15 protein-coding genes and 2 riboswitches are annotated in these 19,088 nt (G+C 39.9%); of the genes, 2 read left to right on the plus strand and 13 right to left on the minus strand.

All coding sequences use genetic code 11. The features are described from left to right. Nucleotides 1-234 precede the first annotated feature (234 nt). From sdhB to AC625_RS17805, 3 genes are read right to left on the minus strand one after another with little or no spacing between them, the layout of a single operon-like run. Nucleotides 235-1,002 carry a succinate dehydrogenase iron-sulfur subunit gene (gene sdhB / locus AC625_RS17795; protein ID WP_049682507.1) on the minus strand — a complete coding sequence of 256 codons (768 nt, stop codon included), beginning with the start codon at nt 1,000-1,002 and terminating at the stop codon, nt 235-237. 18 nt (nt 1,003-1,020) lie between these two features. Next, nucleotides 1,021-2,772: a succinate dehydrogenase flavoprotein subunit gene (gene sdhA / locus AC625_RS17800; RefSeq protein WP_049682508.1), complete on the minus strand. Its 1,752-nt coding sequence runs from the start codon at nt 2,770-2,772 to the stop codon at nt 1,021-1,023. Between the two features lie 58 nt (nt 2,773-2,830). After that, nucleotides 2,831-3,439: a succinate dehydrogenase cytochrome b558 subunit gene (locus AC625_RS17805; RefSeq protein ID WP_049682509.1), complete on the minus strand. Its 609-nt coding sequence runs from the start codon at nt 3,437-3,439 to the stop codon at nt 2,831-2,833. A gap of 352 nt (nt 3,440-3,791) precedes the next feature. Between AC625_RS17805 and AC625_RS17810 the strand changes: the two genes are divergently transcribed. After that, entirely contained in the window at nt 3,792-4,247 is a 456-nt protein-coding gene (locus AC625_RS17810; RefSeq protein ID WP_049682510.1) for a YslB family protein, read from the plus strand. Nucleotides 4,248-4,354: 107 nt separating this feature from the next. On the opposite strand, the gene AC625_RS17815 is transcribed toward AC625_RS17810, so the two are convergent. The 8 genes from AC625_RS17815 to AC625_RS17850 all read right to left on the minus strand — a co-directional run bounded on the left by AC625_RS17815 (nt 4,355) and on the right by AC625_RS17850 (nt 13,851). Next, complete coding sequence (locus AC625_RS17815) at nt 4,355-5,587, minus strand: aspartate kinase (protein ID WP_049682511.1); 1,233 nt, start codon at nt 5,585-5,587, stop codon at nt 4,355-4,357. A 95-nt stretch (nt 5,588-5,682) separates the two neighbouring features. Then, nucleotides 5,683-5,861: riboswitch (Lysine riboswitch) on the minus strand. Between the two features lie 64 nt (nt 5,862-5,925). Next, on the minus strand, nt 5,926-7,698 hold the full coding sequence (gene uvrC, locus AC625_RS17820) for an excinuclease ABC subunit UvrC (RefSeq protein WP_049682512.1): 1,773 nt from the start codon (nt 7,696-7,698) through the stop codon (nt 5,926-5,928). Between the two features lie 205 nt (nt 7,699-7,903). Beyond that, nucleotides 7,904-8,218, minus strand: coding sequence for a thioredoxin (trxA, locus tag AC625_RS17825; protein ID WP_049682513.1), 315 nt, complete (start codon nt 8,216-8,218; stop codon nt 7,904-7,906). Between the two features lie 295 nt (nt 8,219-8,513). Continuing rightward, complete coding sequence (locus AC625_RS17830; RefSeq protein WP_049682514.1) at nt 8,514-9,491, minus strand: electron transfer flavoprotein subunit alpha/FixB family protein; 978 nt, start codon at nt 9,489-9,491, stop codon at nt 8,514-8,516. Between the two features lie 71 nt (nt 9,492-9,562). Continuing rightward, complete coding sequence (locus AC625_RS17835) at nt 9,563-10,336, minus strand: electron transfer flavoprotein subunit beta/FixA family protein (protein ID WP_049682515.1); 774 nt, start codon at nt 10,334-10,336, stop codon at nt 9,563-9,565. Between the two features lie 113 nt (nt 10,337-10,449). Continuing rightward, a complete protein-coding gene (locus AC625_RS17840; protein WP_049682516.1) occupies nt 10,450-11,223 on the minus strand; it encodes an enoyl-CoA hydratase in 774 nt (257 codons plus the stop codon). 96 nt (nt 11,224-11,319) lie between these two features. Then, a complete protein-coding gene (locus AC625_RS17845; RefSeq protein ID WP_049682517.1) occupies nt 11,320-11,907 on the minus strand; it encodes a fatty acid metabolism transcriptional regulator FadR in 588 nt (195 codons plus the stop codon). Between the two features lie 243 nt (nt 11,908-12,150). After that, nucleotides 12,151-13,851, minus strand: a complete 1,701-nt coding sequence (locus AC625_RS17850) for a long-chain-fatty-acid--CoA ligase (protein ID WP_049682518.1) — start codon at nt 13,849-13,851, stop codon at nt 12,151-12,153. Nucleotides 13,852-14,210: 359 nt separating this feature from the next. Next, nucleotides 14,211-14,378, plus strand: a riboswitch (M-box (ykoK) riboswitch). Nucleotides 14,379-14,706: 328 nt separating this feature from the next. Between AC625_RS17850 and mgtE the strand changes: the two genes are divergently transcribed. Further along, a complete protein-coding gene (mgtE, locus tag AC625_RS17855; protein WP_049682519.1) occupies nt 14,707-16,065 on the plus strand; it encodes a magnesium transporter in 1,359 nt (452 codons plus the stop codon). Between the two features lie 235 nt (nt 16,066-16,300). Here the strand turns inward: mgtE and AC625_RS17860 are convergent, their stop codons facing one another. Both AC625_RS17860 and AC625_RS17865 read right to left on the minus strand, forming a co-directional pair. Then, nucleotides 16,301-16,708: a DUF350 domain-containing protein gene (locus tag AC625_RS17860; protein WP_049682520.1), complete on the minus strand. Its 408-nt coding sequence runs from the start codon at nt 16,706-16,708 to the stop codon at nt 16,301-16,303. A gap of 21 nt (nt 16,709-16,729) precedes the next feature. After that, nucleotides 16,730-19,087 (minus strand): endonuclease MutS2, encoded by a 2,358-nt coding sequence (locus AC625_RS17865; RefSeq protein ID WP_049682521.1) that lies wholly within the window; start codon nt 19,085-19,087, stop codon nt 16,730-16,732. Between the last annotated feature and the right edge of the window lies 1 nt (nt 19,088).

Here is a 19,088-nt window from a genome sequence, read left to right on the forward strand (position 1 = left end):
TGAATGTTTATTCATTTTATTTAAAAAGAACCCTTTGGAATGAATTTGACCTATATTATTGAAAAGAGCTAGGTGCTTTAATATTTATTTAAAATTATTCCAAATTTCCCACTTACCCTTATTCATATTTTCTAAGCTTGACGCATAAATGAAGGTTCAAGGCAGACTTCGCCATTTTCCATTCACTATAATGCAAAAAGAACCCGAAATTGGGTTCTTTTTGCCTAATCTTCATTACACTTGATCGCTTCCGAAGAAGTTACGGAACGATTGTAGAGTTGTGTCACGGTTCAAGGCAGCGATTGAAGTCGTGAGTGGGATACCTTTCGGACAAGATTGTACACAGTTTTGTGAGTTCCCACAGTTTGCAAGGCCCCCGTCTCCCATAATCGCATTCAAACGATCTGAACGATTCATTTCGCCAGTTGGATGCGCATTGAATAGACGTACTTGTGAAAGTGCTGATGGCCCAATGAAGCTTGAAGAGCTGTTTACGTTCGGGCAAGCTTCAAGACACACACCGCAAGTCATACATTTAGAAAGTTCGTATGCCCATTGACGTTTCTTTTCTGGCATACGAGGTCCTGGTCCAAGATTGTACGTTCCATCGATTGGGATCCATGCTTTTACTTTTTTCAATGAATCAAACATACGGCTGCGATCCACTTGTAGGTCGCGAACTACAGGGAATGTGCGCATAGGGCTTAAGCGAATCGGTTGTTCTAATTGGTCGATAAGTGCTGTACAAGACTGTCTTGGCTTGCCATTGATCACCATTGAACAAGCGCCACAAACTTCTTCTAAACAGTTCATGTCCCAAGCAATCGGTGTTGTTGTTTTTCCGTCAACAGTTACCGGGTTACGACGGATTTCCATAAGTGCAGAAATGACGTTCATATTTGGACGATAGTCTAATTCAAAGGTCTCTGTATATGGAGCTGAATCTGGAGTATCTTGTCTAGATATTTCAAAACGTACTGTTTTTGTCTTTGTCTCAGCCATGCTTTTCTCCCCCTCTTTTTAGTGAGTAGTCGTATAGTCGCGTTTACGAGGCGCAATTAATGAAACATCAATATCTTCGTAATAGAACTCAGGAGCTGAGTCTGGGCCAGTAAACTTAGCCATTGTCGTTTTCATGAATTCTTCGTCATTCCGTTCCGGGAAGTCCGGTTTATAATGGGCGCCGCGGCTTTCGTTACGATTAAGAGCACCTATCGTAATAACACGAGCTAACTGGAGCATGTTTTGTAGTTGTCTCGTGAAAGAAGCCCCTTGGTTGCTCCATTTTGCTGTATCTAGGATATTGATGTTTTTATACCGTTCCATTAACTCGACAATCTTCTCATCTGTTGCTTGTAATCGATCGTTATGACGTACAACCGTTACGTTGTTCGTCATCCATTCTCCAAGTTCTTTGTGGATAACATATGCATTCTCTGTTCCATCAAGTGACATAATGCCATCCCATTTTTCTTGCTCTTGCTTCACGTAGCCATCGAACAAGGAAGATGGTAGAGTTTCACTTGTTTTCTCAAGACCGGAAATATATTTAACGGCATTAGGTCCAGCTACCATTCCACCGTAAATCGCAGAAAGAAGGGAGTTCGCACCTAGACGGTTACCACCATGCTGTGAATAATCACACTCACCGGCAGCAAACAATCCTTTAATATTAGTCATTTGATCATAATCTACCCATAGTCCGCCCATTGAATAGTGAACGGCAGGGAAGATTTTCATTGGAACTTTACGTGGATCTTCACCCATGAATTTTTCATAGATTTCAATGATGCCACCAAGTTTAATATCCAATTCTTTCGGATCTTTATGAGAAAGATCCAGGTAAACCATGTTTTCGCCATTTATACCGAGCTTCATATTTACGCACACATCGAAAATCTCACGTGTTGCAATATCACGAGGAACAAGATTTCCGTATGCCGGATATTTCTCTTCTAAGAAATACCAAGGTTTCCCGTCTTTATACGTCCATACACGTCCGCCTTCTCCACGAGCTGATTCTGACATTAATCGAAGTTTATCATCTCCAGGAAGTGCAGTTGGATGGATTTGAATGAATTCTCCATTTGAATAAATCGCGCCTTGTTGATAAACAATAGAGGCGGCTGAACCCGTATTAATCATCGAATTCGTCGATTTACCAAAGATGATACCTGGTCCACCGCTTGCCATGATGACTGCATCGCCTGGGAACGCTTTGATTTCCATTGTTTTTAAGTCTTGCCCAACAATCCCGCGCGCCACTTGTTCTTCATCAATGACGGCCCCAAGGAATTCCCAGCCTTCATATTTCGTAACAAGTCCTTCTACCTCATAGCGACGAACTTGTTCGTCCAATGCGTAAAGCAATTGTTGGCCAGTTGTCGCCCCAGCAAATGCCGTACGGTGATGCTGTGTTCCGCCGAAACGACGGAAATCTAGTAAACCTTCAGGTGTACGGTTGAACATTACACCCATCCTGTCGAACATATGAATAATCGATGGTGCCGCTTCACACATTGCTTTAACCGGCGGCTGGTTCGCTAAGAAATCTCCACCATAAACCGTATCATCAAAGTGAATCAATGGGGAGTCCCCTTCACCTTTTGTATTTACCGCTCCATTTATGCCACCTTGAGCACAAACAGAGTGAGAGCGTTTAACAGGAACTAAAGAGAATAAATCTACCTGTTGTCCATGCTCTGCCGCTTTAATCGTAGCCATTAATCCTGCTAGACCCCCACCGACGACAATAATTTTACCTTTACCCATTATTGCTCACTCCCTCATATCCGTTCAAAGCTTGCTTGCTCTGATTTATTCTAACCACTTATACGAAAGCAAAAATTGCACGTACCCCAATATAGCTAAGGACTAGGAATACGACTAACGTTATGTAAGTCATGATTTTTTGCGATTTAGGTGAAACAGTCAAACCCCAGCTTACTGAAAATGACCAAAGTCCATTAGCGAAATGGAAAACGGTTGAAATAAGCCCTACAATATAAAAAGCGATCATGAATGGGCTTGAAAAAATCGTTGCCATCATGTCAAAGTTAACCTCAGCGCCAAGTGCCGCTTGAATTCTTGTCGTATACACATGCCAAATAAGAAAGATTAACGTTATAATTCCTGATATCCTTTGTAAAAAGAACATCCAATTACGGAAAAAACTAAATCTCCCTAGATTGTTTTTTGCTGTAAAAGCGATATAAATCCCATAAACAGCATGGAAGATCAACGGTAAATAAATGACCACGAATTCAACGACAATCTTGATTGGCGTAAATTCAATTAAATGTACCGCTGCATTGAAGGTCTCTGCTCCTTTTGTTGCCATAAAGTTGACTGTTAAATGGAAGATTAAAAACAGTCCAATTGGAACTACCCCAAGAAGTGAATGAAGCCTACGATTCCCAAACTCACGATTTTGCGCCACAAAGTGCCCCCCTTAATTTGTGAAAACTCTCGCAAAGATAAAATCATTTCCCCCTTATCCCTGCATTTTCTAAATTTAGTATAGAAATTAACAATTATCTGACATGTCCATTTTACCCCTGACTAATAATTGCGTCAAGAAAACGGATACAAGATTTCTTTTTTAAAATAGAAATAGTGTACTAGTTTAAAGGGAATACATTTCCTCATTCAATAATTTTTTTTCCTTATTTACCTAAGCAAAATCCCATAAATCGTCATTTATCCAACAATTTAATTTAAGAATTTCCTATAAAATTAATGCTTCAACTCACAAAACGTATATAATAGTTGTATAGAAAGTGGGGAATACAATGGAAAAAGAAGCTCAGGCTCTGCAAGAATTATCTGACAACACCGAAATGCATATCCCGATTTTTGGCTACGAGTTAATTAGAGAAATACTTTTAAATGATATTTTAGGCAAAGATTCTCCCCATGTTCTATACTGGGCTGGAAAACAGTTGGCAAGAAAATTTCCGCTTCACAACATAGATGAAATCATTAACTTTTTCTCTAGTGCCGGCTGGGGGAACTTATCATTGGTCAAGCAATCCAAAGACGAAGTTGAAATGGCATTAACCGGTATAATGGTTGAAAGACGGTTTGACTTGAACACAGAGTGCCACTTTCAACTTGAGACTGGATTTCTTGCTGAACAAATCAGCTTGCAAAAAAAATTCGCAGCAGAAGGCGCCGAAGAACCGAAACGCCGTGCTGGTAGAGTTATGTTATTCGTAAAATTAGATTTAAAAGACCCGATTGAGTAGATAAAGTAAAACTTCCATCAGGGGGCTTGACTTTCCGTTAATGCGGGATAAGAAAGAGGATCGTTTGGCCATGCTTTGCATAGGTTTAACGATCCTCTACTCATTTTTTACGCTTTGACTACCATTCTTTCATCAAGCTGAAATTGCACATGCAAGGTTTCAACAGCCTGTACCATATCTTTGTCTGGGATAACTGTAGAAACTTTGATTTCAGATGTACTGACCATTTTCACTTGGATGCCTGCATCTGCAAGAATCGCAAACATTTCTGCCGCAACTCCTGGATTAGAAACCATTCCCGAACCGACGATGCTCACTTTCGCTAATTCACTTTCTGTTTCAATTCTTTCAAACTGTAATTCTTTTTTATTGCTTTCTAAAACATTTAACACTTCCCTTACGTCTTTCGTTTTAATGGAGAATGTTAAATTCGTCGTACCAGTATCTGTTATGCTTTGGATAATGATGTCTACATTTAAGTGCTGCCTAGCAAGTGTTGTGAAAATGGTAGATAATGAAGTTAACCTTCCAGTCAGTCCAAAAATGCTTACTCTTGTAATACTATCTTCAAATGCAATCCCTCTAACAATTAAATTCTCTTCCATCGTGACTTCCTCCTCAATGATTGTTCCTTGTTCCTGTTCTATGCTTGATCGAACGACTAGCGGTATTCCATAATTCTTCGCGAATTCTACGGCTCGTGGGTGAAGGACGCCTGCCCCAAGATTCGCTAATTCAAGCATTTCATCATAAGAAATCGATTGTAATTTCCTTGCTGACTTTACAAAACGAGGATCCGTCGTGTACACACCTGTAACATCTGTATAGATATCACAGCGTTTTGCTTTTAAAGCAGCTGCTAATGCAACAGCCGTCGTATCTGAACCACCGCGACCTAATGTCATAATTTCACCGCTCGTATCAACTCCTTGGAAGCCCGCTACAACAACAATTTTCCCTGCCGAAAGCTGTTCACAAACCCGATTCGTATCAATATCCAATATTCTTGCATTCCCATGAATCGATTCAGCTTGAATCCCAGCTTGCCAGCCTGTAAAAGAAACGGCTTCATACCCTTTTTCAAGTAAAGCCATCGTAAGAATTGAAATGGTTACTTGTTCTCCAGTTGATAAAAGCATATCCATTTCCCGTTTGCTTGGCGTGTTACTGATTTCATTCGCCATCCTAACGAGCTCATCAGTCGTTTTGCCCATTGCCGACACAACGACAACAACCTCATTCCCCTGAGCTGCTTCTTCTATTACTCGAGTTGCTATATGTTTTATTTTTTCAATGTTTCCTACTGATGTACCGCCAAATTTCTGCACAATTAATCCCACTATGTGACACCCTTTCCAGCTGTTTTTTCAAAACAAAAAAAGCAATGAGAATTATCTCATTGCTGTGGTAACGTATCCTACACATACGAAAATCACAGTGAGATAGCCCTCCAGAACAAAATTGTTCTGACAATCTGCCATTTATTCAATGTCAGACCAGCAAAATCAAGCTATGAGACTTGATTGCTTCGGCGACTTCCCCTTTCAAGACTTTTCACAGAAGCTCATCCTTCTCCAAGTCTTTACTAATGAAACTCGCACCTCTATCAACACTTTAAAAAGTTAAAGGTCGTATAAAATTAGTTGTAGTATAGCACACCCAATTTCGAACAGCAAGATTATTCTTGCAATTTCTTTACAAGCTCTTGGGCGACTGGTCGTGGAATACCCGCTGCCTGAACTTCCTCTATCGTTGCTTCACGCATTTTCTTTACTGAGCCAAAATGCTTCAGAAGTTGTTTTTTTCGTTTCTCACCGATGCCTTCAATCTCATCAAGCAAAGATTGAAAAGCATTTTTACCTCGAAGCTGGCGGTGAAAACTAATGGCAAAACGATGCACCTCATCTTGAATCCGCTGTAGCAGATAAAATTCCTGACTACTACGGTTAAGTGGGATAATCTCAAGCGGATTGCCAATCATCAGTTCAGATGTACGATGCTTTTCATCTTTTACAAGGCCTGAGAGTGGAACTTCTAGACCAAGTTCATTTTCCAAAATATCTCGAACTGCTTCAACATGCCCTTTTCCACCATCAATAATAATTAAATCTGGCAGCGGAAGTCCTTCTTTCAACACTCTTGAGTAGCGGCGACGGACCACCTCACGCATTGACTCATAATCGTCTGGTCCTTTAACCGTTTTAATCTTGTATTTACGATATTCCCGTTTTTCAGGTTTTCCGTCGATAAAGACAACGAGCGCAGAAACAGGATTCGTTCCTTGAATATTTGAATTATCGAAAGCTTCAATTCTGTGCGGTGTATAAATGCCGAGCTGTTCTCCAAGCCTCTCCACTGCTTTAATCGTGCGATCCTCATCCCGGTCAATTAAAGCAAATTTTTCTCCCAGCGCAATGCTAGCATTTTTACTAGCAAGATTGAGTAATTCTTTCTTTTGTCCAATTTTCGGAGTAAGAATTTTAACCTGTAATAATTGCTCCGCTAATTGTGTATCTACTGATTCAGGTAGAAAAATTTCTTTTGGCTTGAAATGATTTACCTTCGAATAAAATTGCCCCAGATATGTTAGCAATTCTTGATCAGGTTCATCGTATATCGGAAACAACGAGACGTCACGTTCAATCAATTTACCTTGACGAACAAAGAATACTTGTACACACATCCAGCCTTTATCATACGCAAAACCAAATACGTCACGATCTGTATAATCATTGGACATCATTTTTTGCTTTTCCATCGTAACGACAATATGGGCGATTTGATCTCGATATTCCTTAGCCCGTTCAAAATCAAGTTCTTCAGCTGCCTCATGCATTTTATCAGACAACTCATTTTTAATTTCTTGATAGCCACCATTTAAAAATCGCGTAATTTCACCCATCATCGTTTTGTATTTTTCCTGTGGCACTTCTTTCACACATGGTGCGAGACATTGACCAAGATGATAGTATAAGCACACGCGATCGGGCAATGTATTACACTTTCTAAGCGGATAAATGCGGTCAAGGAGCTTTTTCGTTTCATTAGCCGCGATGACATTCGGATAAGGACCGAAATACTTACCATTATCTTTTTTCACTTTTCTGGTGATGATTAAGCGCGGATGACGCTCATTCGTCAGCTTGATGAACGGATACGTTTTATCGTCCTTCAGCATAATATTATATTTCGGATCATGTTTCTTGATTAAGTTTAATTCTAAGATGAGTGCTTCAATATTTGATGATGTAACGATATATTCAAAGTCTTCAATTTCATTGACGAGTCTAAGCGTTTTTCCATCATGGGTACCGGTAAAATACGAACGGACCCGATTTTTCAGCACCTTAGCTTTGCCAACATAAATAATCGTACCTTGCCGGTCCTTCATCAAGTAACAGCCGGGCTGATCAGGAAGAAGGGCAAGCTTGTTCTTAATTCGCTGATGCATGTCAAACCTCCCAACCCATCAAACCGGGTCAAAAAAATTTTATAATGTATTAAAGAAGTTGTTCAAAAAGTCCAGTAAGAAAGCCTGCGAATGGCATGAAAGCTCTGTCTGTCCGCTTCTTGGCTCTATTTATCCTACTTTTTGAACACGCACTAAAAGAAAAAACTCCAAGCCAAAGACTTGAAGTTTCTTACATATAAAAGAATTACACGTGTTTTGCAAGAAGTTCTGATAATGCTTCTTTCGGTTGGAATCCAACCACTTTATCAACGACTTCTCCATCTTTTAACACGATTAAAGTCGGGATGCTCATTACGCCGAATTTACCAGCCGTCTCTTGGTTTTCGTCTACGTCCACTTTTACGATTTTCACTTTGTCACCGATTTCGCCGTCAAGCTCTTCTAGAACAGGAGCGATCATTTTACAAGGTCCGCACCATGGAGCCCAGAAATCTGCAAGAACTAAGCCTTCGTTTGTATCAGTCGTAAATGTTTGGTCTGTTGCGTGTACAATTGCCATAATATATACCTCCTAATAAATACTATATTTCTAAAAAACAGTATACCATTGATCATGGCGTGCATACTATTATTTTGCTTTACTGCTAAGATACCCTTAGCTTACGTATCTTTTCGCAATATGATTCGTATTAATACTTAAAATAGCATCATCTAATCGCAAAAATCAAGACATCTGCTTCAATTGCAAATGTCTGTCTATAACGAAGAGTGGGGGGCAGACCCCTCATCTATCATGTATCGTTTATATTACTCGTAAAGGGCTTTTACACTGAATATAAGGGGGAGCAGACCCTTTAAGCGTTTATTTTAAGTTTCTTACATTCTTCAATAAGTAATGGCACAACTTCAAATAGATCGCCGACAATGCCGTAATCTGCAATCTTGAAGATGTTTGCTTCAGGGTCTTTGTTGATCGCGACAATCACTTTAGAGTTGGACATTCCGGCTAAATGCTGGATCGCCCCTGAAATACCGCATGCGATATAAAGGTCAGGTGTGACCACTTTCCCTGTTTGCCCAATTTGGAGGGAATACTCGCAATAATTTGCATCACATGCTCCTCGGGAAGCACCAACAGCCCCGCCAAGAACCTGAGCAAGCTCCTTTAATGGCTTAAAGCCCTCTTCACTTTTCACTCCACGTCCACCAGCAATGACCACTTTCGCTTCCGAAAGATCCACGCCATCTGTTGCCTTTCTTATCACATCTTTAATAATGGCACGAAGGTCTTTAATCTCCACACGAAGCGATGACACAGCTCCAGTACGACTTTCATCCTTTCTGAGCGGTTCAATGTTATTTGGACGGATTGTTGCAAAGATGACTCCATCCGTTACAATTTTCTTCTCGAACGCTTTGCCTGAATAGATTGGACGAGTGAAGACTAGATTTCCGCCAGCTTCTTCAATAGAAGTGACATCAGAAATTAGTCCGGAATTCAATTTCCCAGCAATTCTGGGCGCAAGGTCTTTTCCAAGAGCTGTATGTCCAAAAATGATGCCTTCTGGTTTTTCCGCATCAATAACCGCAAGAATTGCTTGTGCATAGCCATCAGATGTATATTGACCTAGTTTTGCATCCTCGACCGTAACAACTCGGTCCGCACCATATTGAATCAATTCATCCCCGAATGATTGGATACTTTCGCCTACTATAACGCCTACTACCTCACCGCCATCTGCTGCCAAAATAGCTGCGCCGATTGCTTCGAATGATACGTTTCTTAAAAAACCATCACGCACTTCACCTAATACAAGGACCTTTCTAGCCATTATGATCAACCTCCTGTAAACCATTGATTGTTTGAATTGGGATGGACATTTTGATATTGCTGTTAAAAAAACTAAATGACTTTAGCTTCTGCGCGTAGTAGTTGTACGAGTTCTTTTACTTGCTCACTCATGTCACCGCTCAGTACTTTTCCTGCTTCTTTTTTAGAGGGAAGGAAGATTTCAATCGTTTTGGTTTTTGCTGCTACATCGGCTTCTTCTATATCTAAATCATCCAATTCTAATTCTTCAAACGGTTTCTTCCTTGCTTTCATAATGCCAGGAAGAGATGGGTAACGCGGCTCATTCAAGCCTTGCTGAGCCGTAACTAATAATGGTAAGGACGTTTCGATGATTTCTGCGTCACCTTCCACATCACGGGTAACGCTTACATTTATACCATCGATTTTAAGCTGAGTAATGGTTGTAATATAAGGAATATTCAGTAGCTCAGCAACTCGCGGTCCAACTTGACCTGAACCGCCGTCAATTGCTACGTTACCAGCGATAATTAAATCCGCATCTTTATCTTTTAAATATTCACTAATGATTTTTGCTGTCGTGAATGGATCGCCATATGCTACATCCTCTTCAATATTGATTAAAACCGCTTTATCAGCGCCCATGGCAAGTGCTGTACGCAACTGCTTTTCAGCGAATTCATTCGCAACAGTAACAACGGTTACTTCTCCACCTTGTGCATCACGTACTTGGATTGCTTCTTCTACCGCATACTCATCATACGGGTTAATAATGAATTCAACACCGTCTTCATTGATTTTTCCGTTAACTAATGTAATTTTTTCTTCTGTATCAAACGTTCTTTTCAGTAATACGTAAATATTCAAGGGAATCCCTCCTAGTTTTATTTTTTAAAAATTAAGACTATTTTAGACATTGTTCAAAAAGTCGGCGACTCTTTTATCCGCCTTTTTGAACAAACGTAACTAGAAAACATTCATTACTTACCTTTAAAAACAGCCGCTCTTTTTTCAATAAAAGCGCTGATTCCTTCTTGAGCATCTTCAGAAACAAAAATCGTACCAAAGCTTTTCGCTTCATTTTCAATGCCTTTATAAAAACTCTCTGGCTTGGCATCGTTTAAAAGATCAATCGCCGCTTTCAAGGCGAGTGGGCTTTTCGCAGCAACTTTCTCTGCCAATTCCTTTGCTTTAGACAAAAGCTCTTCATCTGAATAAGCATGATTGGCCAACCCGCATTGAACAGCCTCTATACCAGTAATCGCTTCACTAGTGAACAGCATTTCAGCAGCCTTTGCAACTCCCACATAACGGGTTAAACGCTGTGTGCCACCAAAGCCAGGTACGAGTCCAAGCTGTAGCTCTGGCAAGCCAAGCTTGGCATTTTCGGTCACTAAGCGAATATGGCAAGCCATCGCCAGCTCCAGCCCCCCACCCAGTGCTGCACCGTGAATGGCAGCAATAACCGGTTTGGGATATCGTTCAATCTTCTCAAATACTTCTTGGCCATTTCTGGAAAGTTCCGTGAAGGCTTCACCGCTACTTACGGTTGTAAACTCTTTTATATCAGCACCCGCAGAGAAAAATCTTCCTTCTCCGTGTAGAAGCACCACACGAACTGCTTCATTCGTTTCCAGCTCATCTAACAGCTGAGAAATTTCCTTAATGAGACTTGATGATAATGCGTTAGCAGGAGCTCTTTGAATGGTAACAAGTGCCACATGATTTTCGATCGAATGGTTTAAAAACGCCATTAGCGCACCCTCCTTAAAAATTATAACTAACTATGTAAAAAACATATAGAAGAGGACTCTTTAAAACGTCTCATACGCGTTCCTCTTATCCAACGTCTAGATTTTAGAGCCACAACCGCCAAGTAACAGCTGATGGACCGATTCCGCAAGTTCTGGCAATGAATATTTTTGATTGTTCATTATCCAAGTTGTTGCCGTTTCATCAATCGTTCCAAAAATCATCTGCCTTGTTAGTCTGACATCCAAATTAGAAAGAAACTCACCACTCTCTTTTCCTTCAAGGATGATTGTGTCAACAATCTTTAAATAGTCTCGTAGCACATCATTGATCCGCTCCCTGAGTTCAAGATTGGACTGCCGTAATTCAAGTTGGGTGACAATGGCCAAGTTCGCATCACTTGCAAGAATTTGAAAATGTTTTCTAATCATTACAAGTAACTTCTCCGCTGCACTCATCGTTTCCTTTATTTCGTCTTCAATTTGTTCCACAAAATAGCCCATTTTTTCATAGAATAATGAAATTAAAATGTCTTCTTTGTTTTTAAAATAAAGGTAGATTGTACCATCAGCTACACCCGCTTGTTTAGCAATTTTTGAGACTTGTGCTTGATGATAGCCATTCTGTGCAATTACAACAACAGCAGCATCTATGATTTGTTTGTACTTTGGTCTATTTCGGTTCACTGAACTTCTCCTTACCTTTCAACATATGAATGAATCACCATTCATATTAGAGTGAATGCCCCTACCTGTCAAGGAAAAATGTTCATTTGAACACTGCCTCATGCTTTTATTTTAGTCACAGAAAAGGTCAGACCCCGCAAACAAGATAAGCGCATGAGACACTGATTATTGAGTGCGAGGTTAGACCCTTAGATTTTTCATTCATATTTGCACACGTGTCATTGGCTAAACCGAAGCAAATCGTTAGGCTTCCTTGTGTTCATCTTCACTCCATTTCTTTTTTTCTTCCTCAATAAGGGCTCGGCGCAAAATTTTTCCTACTGCTGTTTTTGGTAATTCTTTGCGGATTTCATATATGCGAGGCACTTTGTATGCCGCGAGATATTTTCTTGCGAATTCATCTAATTCCTCATCAGTAACTGAAGCTCCTTCTTTCAAGACGATATAAGCCTTCACGGTTTCTCCACGATACGGATCAGGGACACCCGCCACAACAAGCTCTTGGATATCTTCATGCTCATATAATACTTCTTCGATTTCCCGGGGATAAATATTAAAGCCACCAGCAATGATGACATCTTTTTTCCGGTCGACTACATAAAAATAGCCCTTTTCATCCATATATCCAAGGTCGCCTGTAAGAAGCCAACCATTTCTGAATGTTGCTTCTGTTTCTTCCGGACGGTTCCAATAGCCTTTCATCACTTGAGGGCCTTTAATGGAAATTTCACCGATTTCTCCTGTTGGCACAGGCTCTCCTGTTTCCAACGAAAGAATGGCAGCATCTGTATCTGGCCACGGCAGTCCAATGCTACCTTTAACGCGTGGTTCATCCCAGATTAAATTGGCATGTGTGACAGGAGAAGTTTCTGATAAGCCATAGCCTTCTACTAATTTTCCACCTGTAATCCTTTCGAACTGCTCTTGGATTTCTACTGGCAAACCAGCTGATCCACTAATACATGCATCAATCGAAGATAAATCATACTTTCCGATATCAGGATGGTTCAATAAGCCGATATAAATGGTTGGTGCTCCTGGAAACACCGTCGGCTTTTCTTTGTGAATTGTTTTAAGCGCTTTTTCAGCATTAAAATTGGGCATTAATATCATTTGATAGCCTTGTACAACAGACAAAAGCATGACTGTCGTCAGCCCATACACATGAAAAAAAGGAATAATACCGAGAACCTTTTCTTTCCCTCGTCTTCCTTTGTACATCCATGCTTTACACATTTCCGTGTTTGCAAGCAGATTTTTATGCGTCAACATGACTCCCTTTGGTAAACCGGTTGTGCCTCCTGTATATTGCAAAAGTGCCAAGTCATTGTCAAAATCAATGTCTACGGTCGATTCTTTTGGGACCGTTGTTTTCATAATTTCTTTTAATAAATGATGGTTGCCGCTATGCTCGACTTTAACAACAAGTCCGTATTGTTTTTTCTGAATAAATGGATAGATAAGATTTTTCGGGAAGGGCAAATAATCTTTGATGGTGGTTACAACGATGTGTTTAAGATCCGTTTTTGGGGCAATGCTCGAAACTCGTGGAAAGAGAATGTCTAGTGTTAAAATAAATGTCGCTCCAGAATCGTTCAGCTGATAGGCAAGCTCTCGTTCCGTATAAAGCGGGTTCGTTTGAACAACGACTCCACCAGCCATAAGTGTTCCAAAGAAACCAATAACAACTTGTGGGCTATTTGGTAGCATAATGGCCACCCGGTCCCCCTTTTCGAGCCCAATCTCTCGTAGATAAGTGGCAAATTTAAGAGCCGATTCGTAAAGTTCCTTATACGTCAGCTCTTTTCCTTCAAAAGAAATCGCTGTTTGATGGGAGTATTCTTCTGCGGATTGCTGTAAAAATGAGTGCAGTGGCTTTTCTGTATATTCAAGCGACGTAGGAATAGTAGCTGGATACATATCTTGCCAAGGCTTATTATTCATCCAATTCCTCCTTTATCTAAAAACAGAAAATTCAAATTATTGTCTTTTATTATAATATACCCGACAATGGGTGACCATTCCTTCTAATATAAAATAATGATACGAAAGAAGGTGGACATACTAGTACTCTTCTAATGTACATCGTATGAGGTAGATTAGAAAATTGCGTGGATGTTTTTCATAATCAAGAAGAAAACAGGCAATTCAACATAAAAGGTACACCACTCCATTCACAAGCTAAACCACATCTTTATTCATAAGGACTAAAAATAAGGACGTGATACTAGGTGTAATATATTGTATTATTCATATAAACATTGACTTCTAAAAAATATTCCTTTAGAGTGAATTTGCAAACTAAATATCCTCGTTAGGTGAGGCTCCTGTGTTGGAGATATGCTACTGCCCAAAAATGTCGAAAGACGCCAATGGGTCAACAGAAACCATCGACATAAGGTGGTTTTTAATGTAGCTGGGCTTTTGCCCTATGCCACACAGTGCTAAAGCTCTACGAATGGAGGAACAGATTGTCTGTAGTGTATTTATTATGCAGCCAATCTACGCATATATGCCATGTATAACACCTTCATTTGTAATGAAGGTGTTTTTAATTTATGGATTAGCAAAACTTCTTAAGCGAAGTTGTTGTATCTAGCTCAAACGTTGCTGATCAAGGTGCTTACACTTTGCTAATTGGGAGGTGAGGAGTAATGGATAGCGATTCAGACCCTTACTCAAAGCATAAAAAACAAATAAAGACAAAGATTATGAGAGAAGAATTTCAAAACATTTTTCTTACCTTTGTTATACGCTTTAGGGGGACTATTTTTTCTCCTCAAAAAAGGAGTGGCGAAGATGATAAAAGACATGACAGAAGACCAACTAACGCTTCAATTCATAAAAGTATTAAAAGAAGGAAAAAGGAGGGAATTTCAAGAAATAATAGAAGAACTTCATCCTTATGATATTGCACGATTTTTTGAGGGTCTTCCAGAAAAACATCATACACGATTCTTATTGTTTCTAACGAAGGAACAAATCGCTGAACTCATTCAAGAACTTGAAAAAGTACATCAATTAAAAATTCTTACTAAATTAGGCATTGAAAAATCAGGTCAAGTAATGGATTTAATGGAAAATGATGATTTAGCTTCATTGTTAGAGAACCTATCTCCTGATAAAATTGAAGAACTTCTCTCCGGTATGAAACAAGAAGAATCGAAAATCGTTCAAAATATCATGAACTATCCTCCTGAAACGGCGGGACGAATCATGACAAACCGGTTTGTGTGGATTCCGCAACACTATACGGTTCGTGAATCAGTTGATAAACTTAAAATATTTGCAGAGTTCTCGGAAACAATTAATTATCTGTACGTCATTGATCATGATAAAAAATTAGTTGGGGTTGTCTCCTATCGAGATTTAATCATAAGTGATGAATATGAAAAGATTCAAGATATTATGTACAGCCGAGTGATCTCTGTTTCAGCTGATGCTGATCAAGAAGAAGTAGCTCGTGTTATAGAGCGTTACGATTTTTTAGCGATCCCTGTTGTAGAAAATAATCATGAGTTATTAGGAATTGTAACCGTCGATGATATTATTGACGTTGTCATTAAGGAAGCAAACGAAGATATTGAAAAACTTTCGGCATCTGGTAAAGCCATTGATTTTGACACGAAGGCACATGTTGCTGCGTATCGCCGGCTCCCTTGGCTTATTTTGCTTTTATTTATCGGTTTAGTGTCCGGAACGATTATTAGTAGTTTTGAAGAAACATTGTCCAAAGTAGTTGCACTAGCCTTCTTCATGCCGATGATTGCAGGCATGACTGGAAATACGGGTACCCAGTCTTTAGCTGTTGTTGTAAGAGGTCTAGCTACTACTGATACGGATAAAGGCGTTGTTTTCAAACTTATTTTTAGAGAGCTGATCGTTGGTTTAATCATAGGCATTACATGCGGAGTACTCATTTCGATTATCGCCTTTATTTGGCAAGGGAATCCAGTTCTGGGATTAGTGGTTGGAAGTTCATTGGTGATGACGCTTATTATTGGGACTTTAGCTGGGACCATTATTCCGCTCATCTTATTTAAATTTAACATTGATCCTGCAGTGGCTTCTGGTCCATTAATTACAACACTAAATGATATACTATCGTTACTGATTTACTTTGGTATTGCCACCATGTTTATATCAAAATTAATGTAAAATTAAATTTATAAAAAAAAGGGGCATACCTCACACTCTTCACACCGTTTATTACGTCATTTACGCTTCTCTAAACGGTATAAAGTAGATGTGGGGTCTGACCCTTTCTTTATGTAAGTTAACCTGCACTCACTACCATATAAATAATTCCAATGACAAGAAAGGTTCCGCAACAAATAAATAAGATTTTTGCAAGTCTTTCCAACATTTCAACTTCTTCCCTTCTGCCTAAGGCTTATGAAATACCTGCTCCAATGACAAAGGACAAGCCGATGGAAATAATCATCGCCAGTAACCCGACTGCGCGATTGTCATTTTCAATTTCTTCATCGATTTTAAAGCCTGGAGTTAAAAACTCGAAAATGAAATAGCCAAGTAAAAGCAGAACAAATCCGTAAACACCCCAACCAATCATCGTCAATAAAGAATTGTTGTGCATAATGGAGTGGCGAAAAACGTTAGCTATTCCAAATATTTTTCCGCCTGTGGCCATCGCGACAGAAATGTTGCCATTTTTAATTTCTTCCCAGTTTTTATACTTGGTTACCAACTCAAATACGGCTAAAAATAAGACAATACATAAAATAACAACGCTATAATAAGCCGTCGTATACACGTATTCGTTTTCCCAGATTTTCTCCATTCAACTTCTCCTGATTCGCCCTTATTTAAATTCGACGACTGTAACTCCCGTTCCACCTTCACCTGCTTCACCAAAGCGACTCCGTTTAACCGAGCGATGGTTTTTCAAATATTCTTGAACCCCTTGTCTTAGCGCACCTGTTCCTTTTCCATGAATGATGGATACACGAGGGTAGCCGGCAAGCAGGGCATCATCAATATATTTTTCAACCCTTGATAAGGCATTTTCGTAGCGTTCACCGCGAAGATCGAGTTCTAGACTTACATGATAATCCTTGCCTCTTACAGTTGATAGTGGCTTCGCCATTTTCTCAGGCTTTGGCGCACCAATCAGCTGAATATCTGCTTCGTCTACTTTCATTTTCATGATGCCAATTTGTACTTGCCATTCTGTATCGGAAACTTTCTCGATTACGTGCCCTTTTTGCCCAAAAGAGATCACTTTTACTTCATCACCTGGTTGAATCGTTCTAGGCGCTTTTTTCACGAGTGGTTTAGATGTTTTCTTGATAACTGGTGTTGCTTCCTCCAAACGTTTTCGCGCTTCAATCAATTCGTGTTCCTTAATATCGGCACTTTTCTCAAGTCGCATCTTTCGTAAATCTGCAATAATTGCTTCCGCTTCTTTTTTCGCTTGTTCAATTAAATCGGCTGCTTTTTCTGCCGCTTTCTCCATCAGCGAATCTTTTTCTTGATGATACTCCAGCGTTTCTTTTTGCAGCTCATTATGCAGTTTTTCGGTTTGCTTTAGATAATCTGCTGCTTCCCTTGCATCCTCTTCAGCTTGTCTTCTGCTTTCTTCTAGTGAGGCAATCATACTCTCCACTTTATTCGTATCAGCGCCAATATGACTGCGCGCATGATTAATCACTGCATCATCCAATCCGAGCCGCTTTGAAATTTCGAATGCATTACTGCGTCCGGGTACGCCGATCAATAACTTATAGGTTGGTCTTAGTGATTCCACATCAAACTCAACGCTTGCATTGATGACCCCTTCATGATCATAACCATATGCTTTTAATTCCGGATAATGGGAAGTCGCAATGACTCTTGCCCCTCGCTTGTAGACTTCATCAAGAATGGAGATGGCAAGCGCCGCACCTTCCTGTGGATCTGTTCCAGAACCAAGTTCATCAAATAAGACAAGACTCTCATAATCGACATACTTTAAAATATCGACAATATTGACCATGTGAGAAGAAAATGTACTTAAACTTTGCTCGATGGACTGTTCATCACCAATATCCGCAAACACATGTTTGAAAACAGCGACTTCCGATCCATCCATAGCAGGGATTTGCAAGCCAGCTTGAGCCATTAATGTACAAAGACCAATTGTTTTAATCGTTACCGTTTTTCCTCCGGTATTCGGTCCGGTAATCACAATCGTTGTAAATTCATCACCTAAGTAAATATCATTTGCTACCACTTCATCTGCAGGAATAAGCGGATGTTTTGCTTTTAAGAGCTTGACTCTGCCGCGATCATTCAAAGCAGGCTTTGAACCTTTGATTGCCTTCGCATAACGGGCTTTTGCAAAAATGAAATCGATTTGCGCGAGTACCTTTACATTGACGAGTAAGTCATGCGTATGCTCGCCAACCGCTTGTGATAATTCCACAAGGATGCGCTCAATTTCCAACTGTTCTTTCAATCTTGCTTCTTGAAGTACATTGTTCAGCTCAACAACCACTTGCGGTTCTATGAATAAGGTCTGACCTGAAGAGGACTGGTCATGAATGATACCGCCGTAATTACTGCGGTATTCTTGTTTCACTGGAATAACAAATCGGTCATTTCGAATGGTGATAATCGCATCAGAAAGCATTTTCTGAGCATTAGACGAGCGGATCATGCTTTCTAATTTTTCACGTACTCTGCTTTCGTTTGTCCGCAGTTGATTTCGTATTGTTCTTAATTTATCACTAGCTGAATCTAGCACTTCACCATTTTCCCCGATGCAAAAGGAAATTTGCTGTTGCAATTCAGGCATAGGAAGCAATGATTCCATATGACCATTTAAGTTTGGCAAACTAAATTCATTTTCAAGCAATTCTTCAAAAAAACGGGCAAGGATTCTGCCTGCGCGAATCGTACTTGCGATTTCCATTAATTCATGAGGACTGAGCATCCCGCCGATTTGTGCCCGTTTTGCATGTGGTCGAATATCAAAGATTCCACCGAGTGGGATATTTCCCTTCCGGCGAAGTACATTTGCTGCTTCATCTGTTTCTTCCTGCCAGTTTGCCACTTCGGTAAGGTCTGTAGAAGGGGCAAGCTCCGCCGCCTTTTCTTTACCGATTGCAGAGGAAGCATATTTCAATAGTTGTTCTTTAATTTTATCAAATTCCAATGTTTTCAAAACTTTCGAATGCATG

The organism is Peribacillus loiseleuriae (genome assembly GCF_001183985.1).
GTDB lineage: Bacteria > Bacillota > Bacilli > Bacillales > DSM-1321 > Peribacillus > Peribacillus loiseleuriae.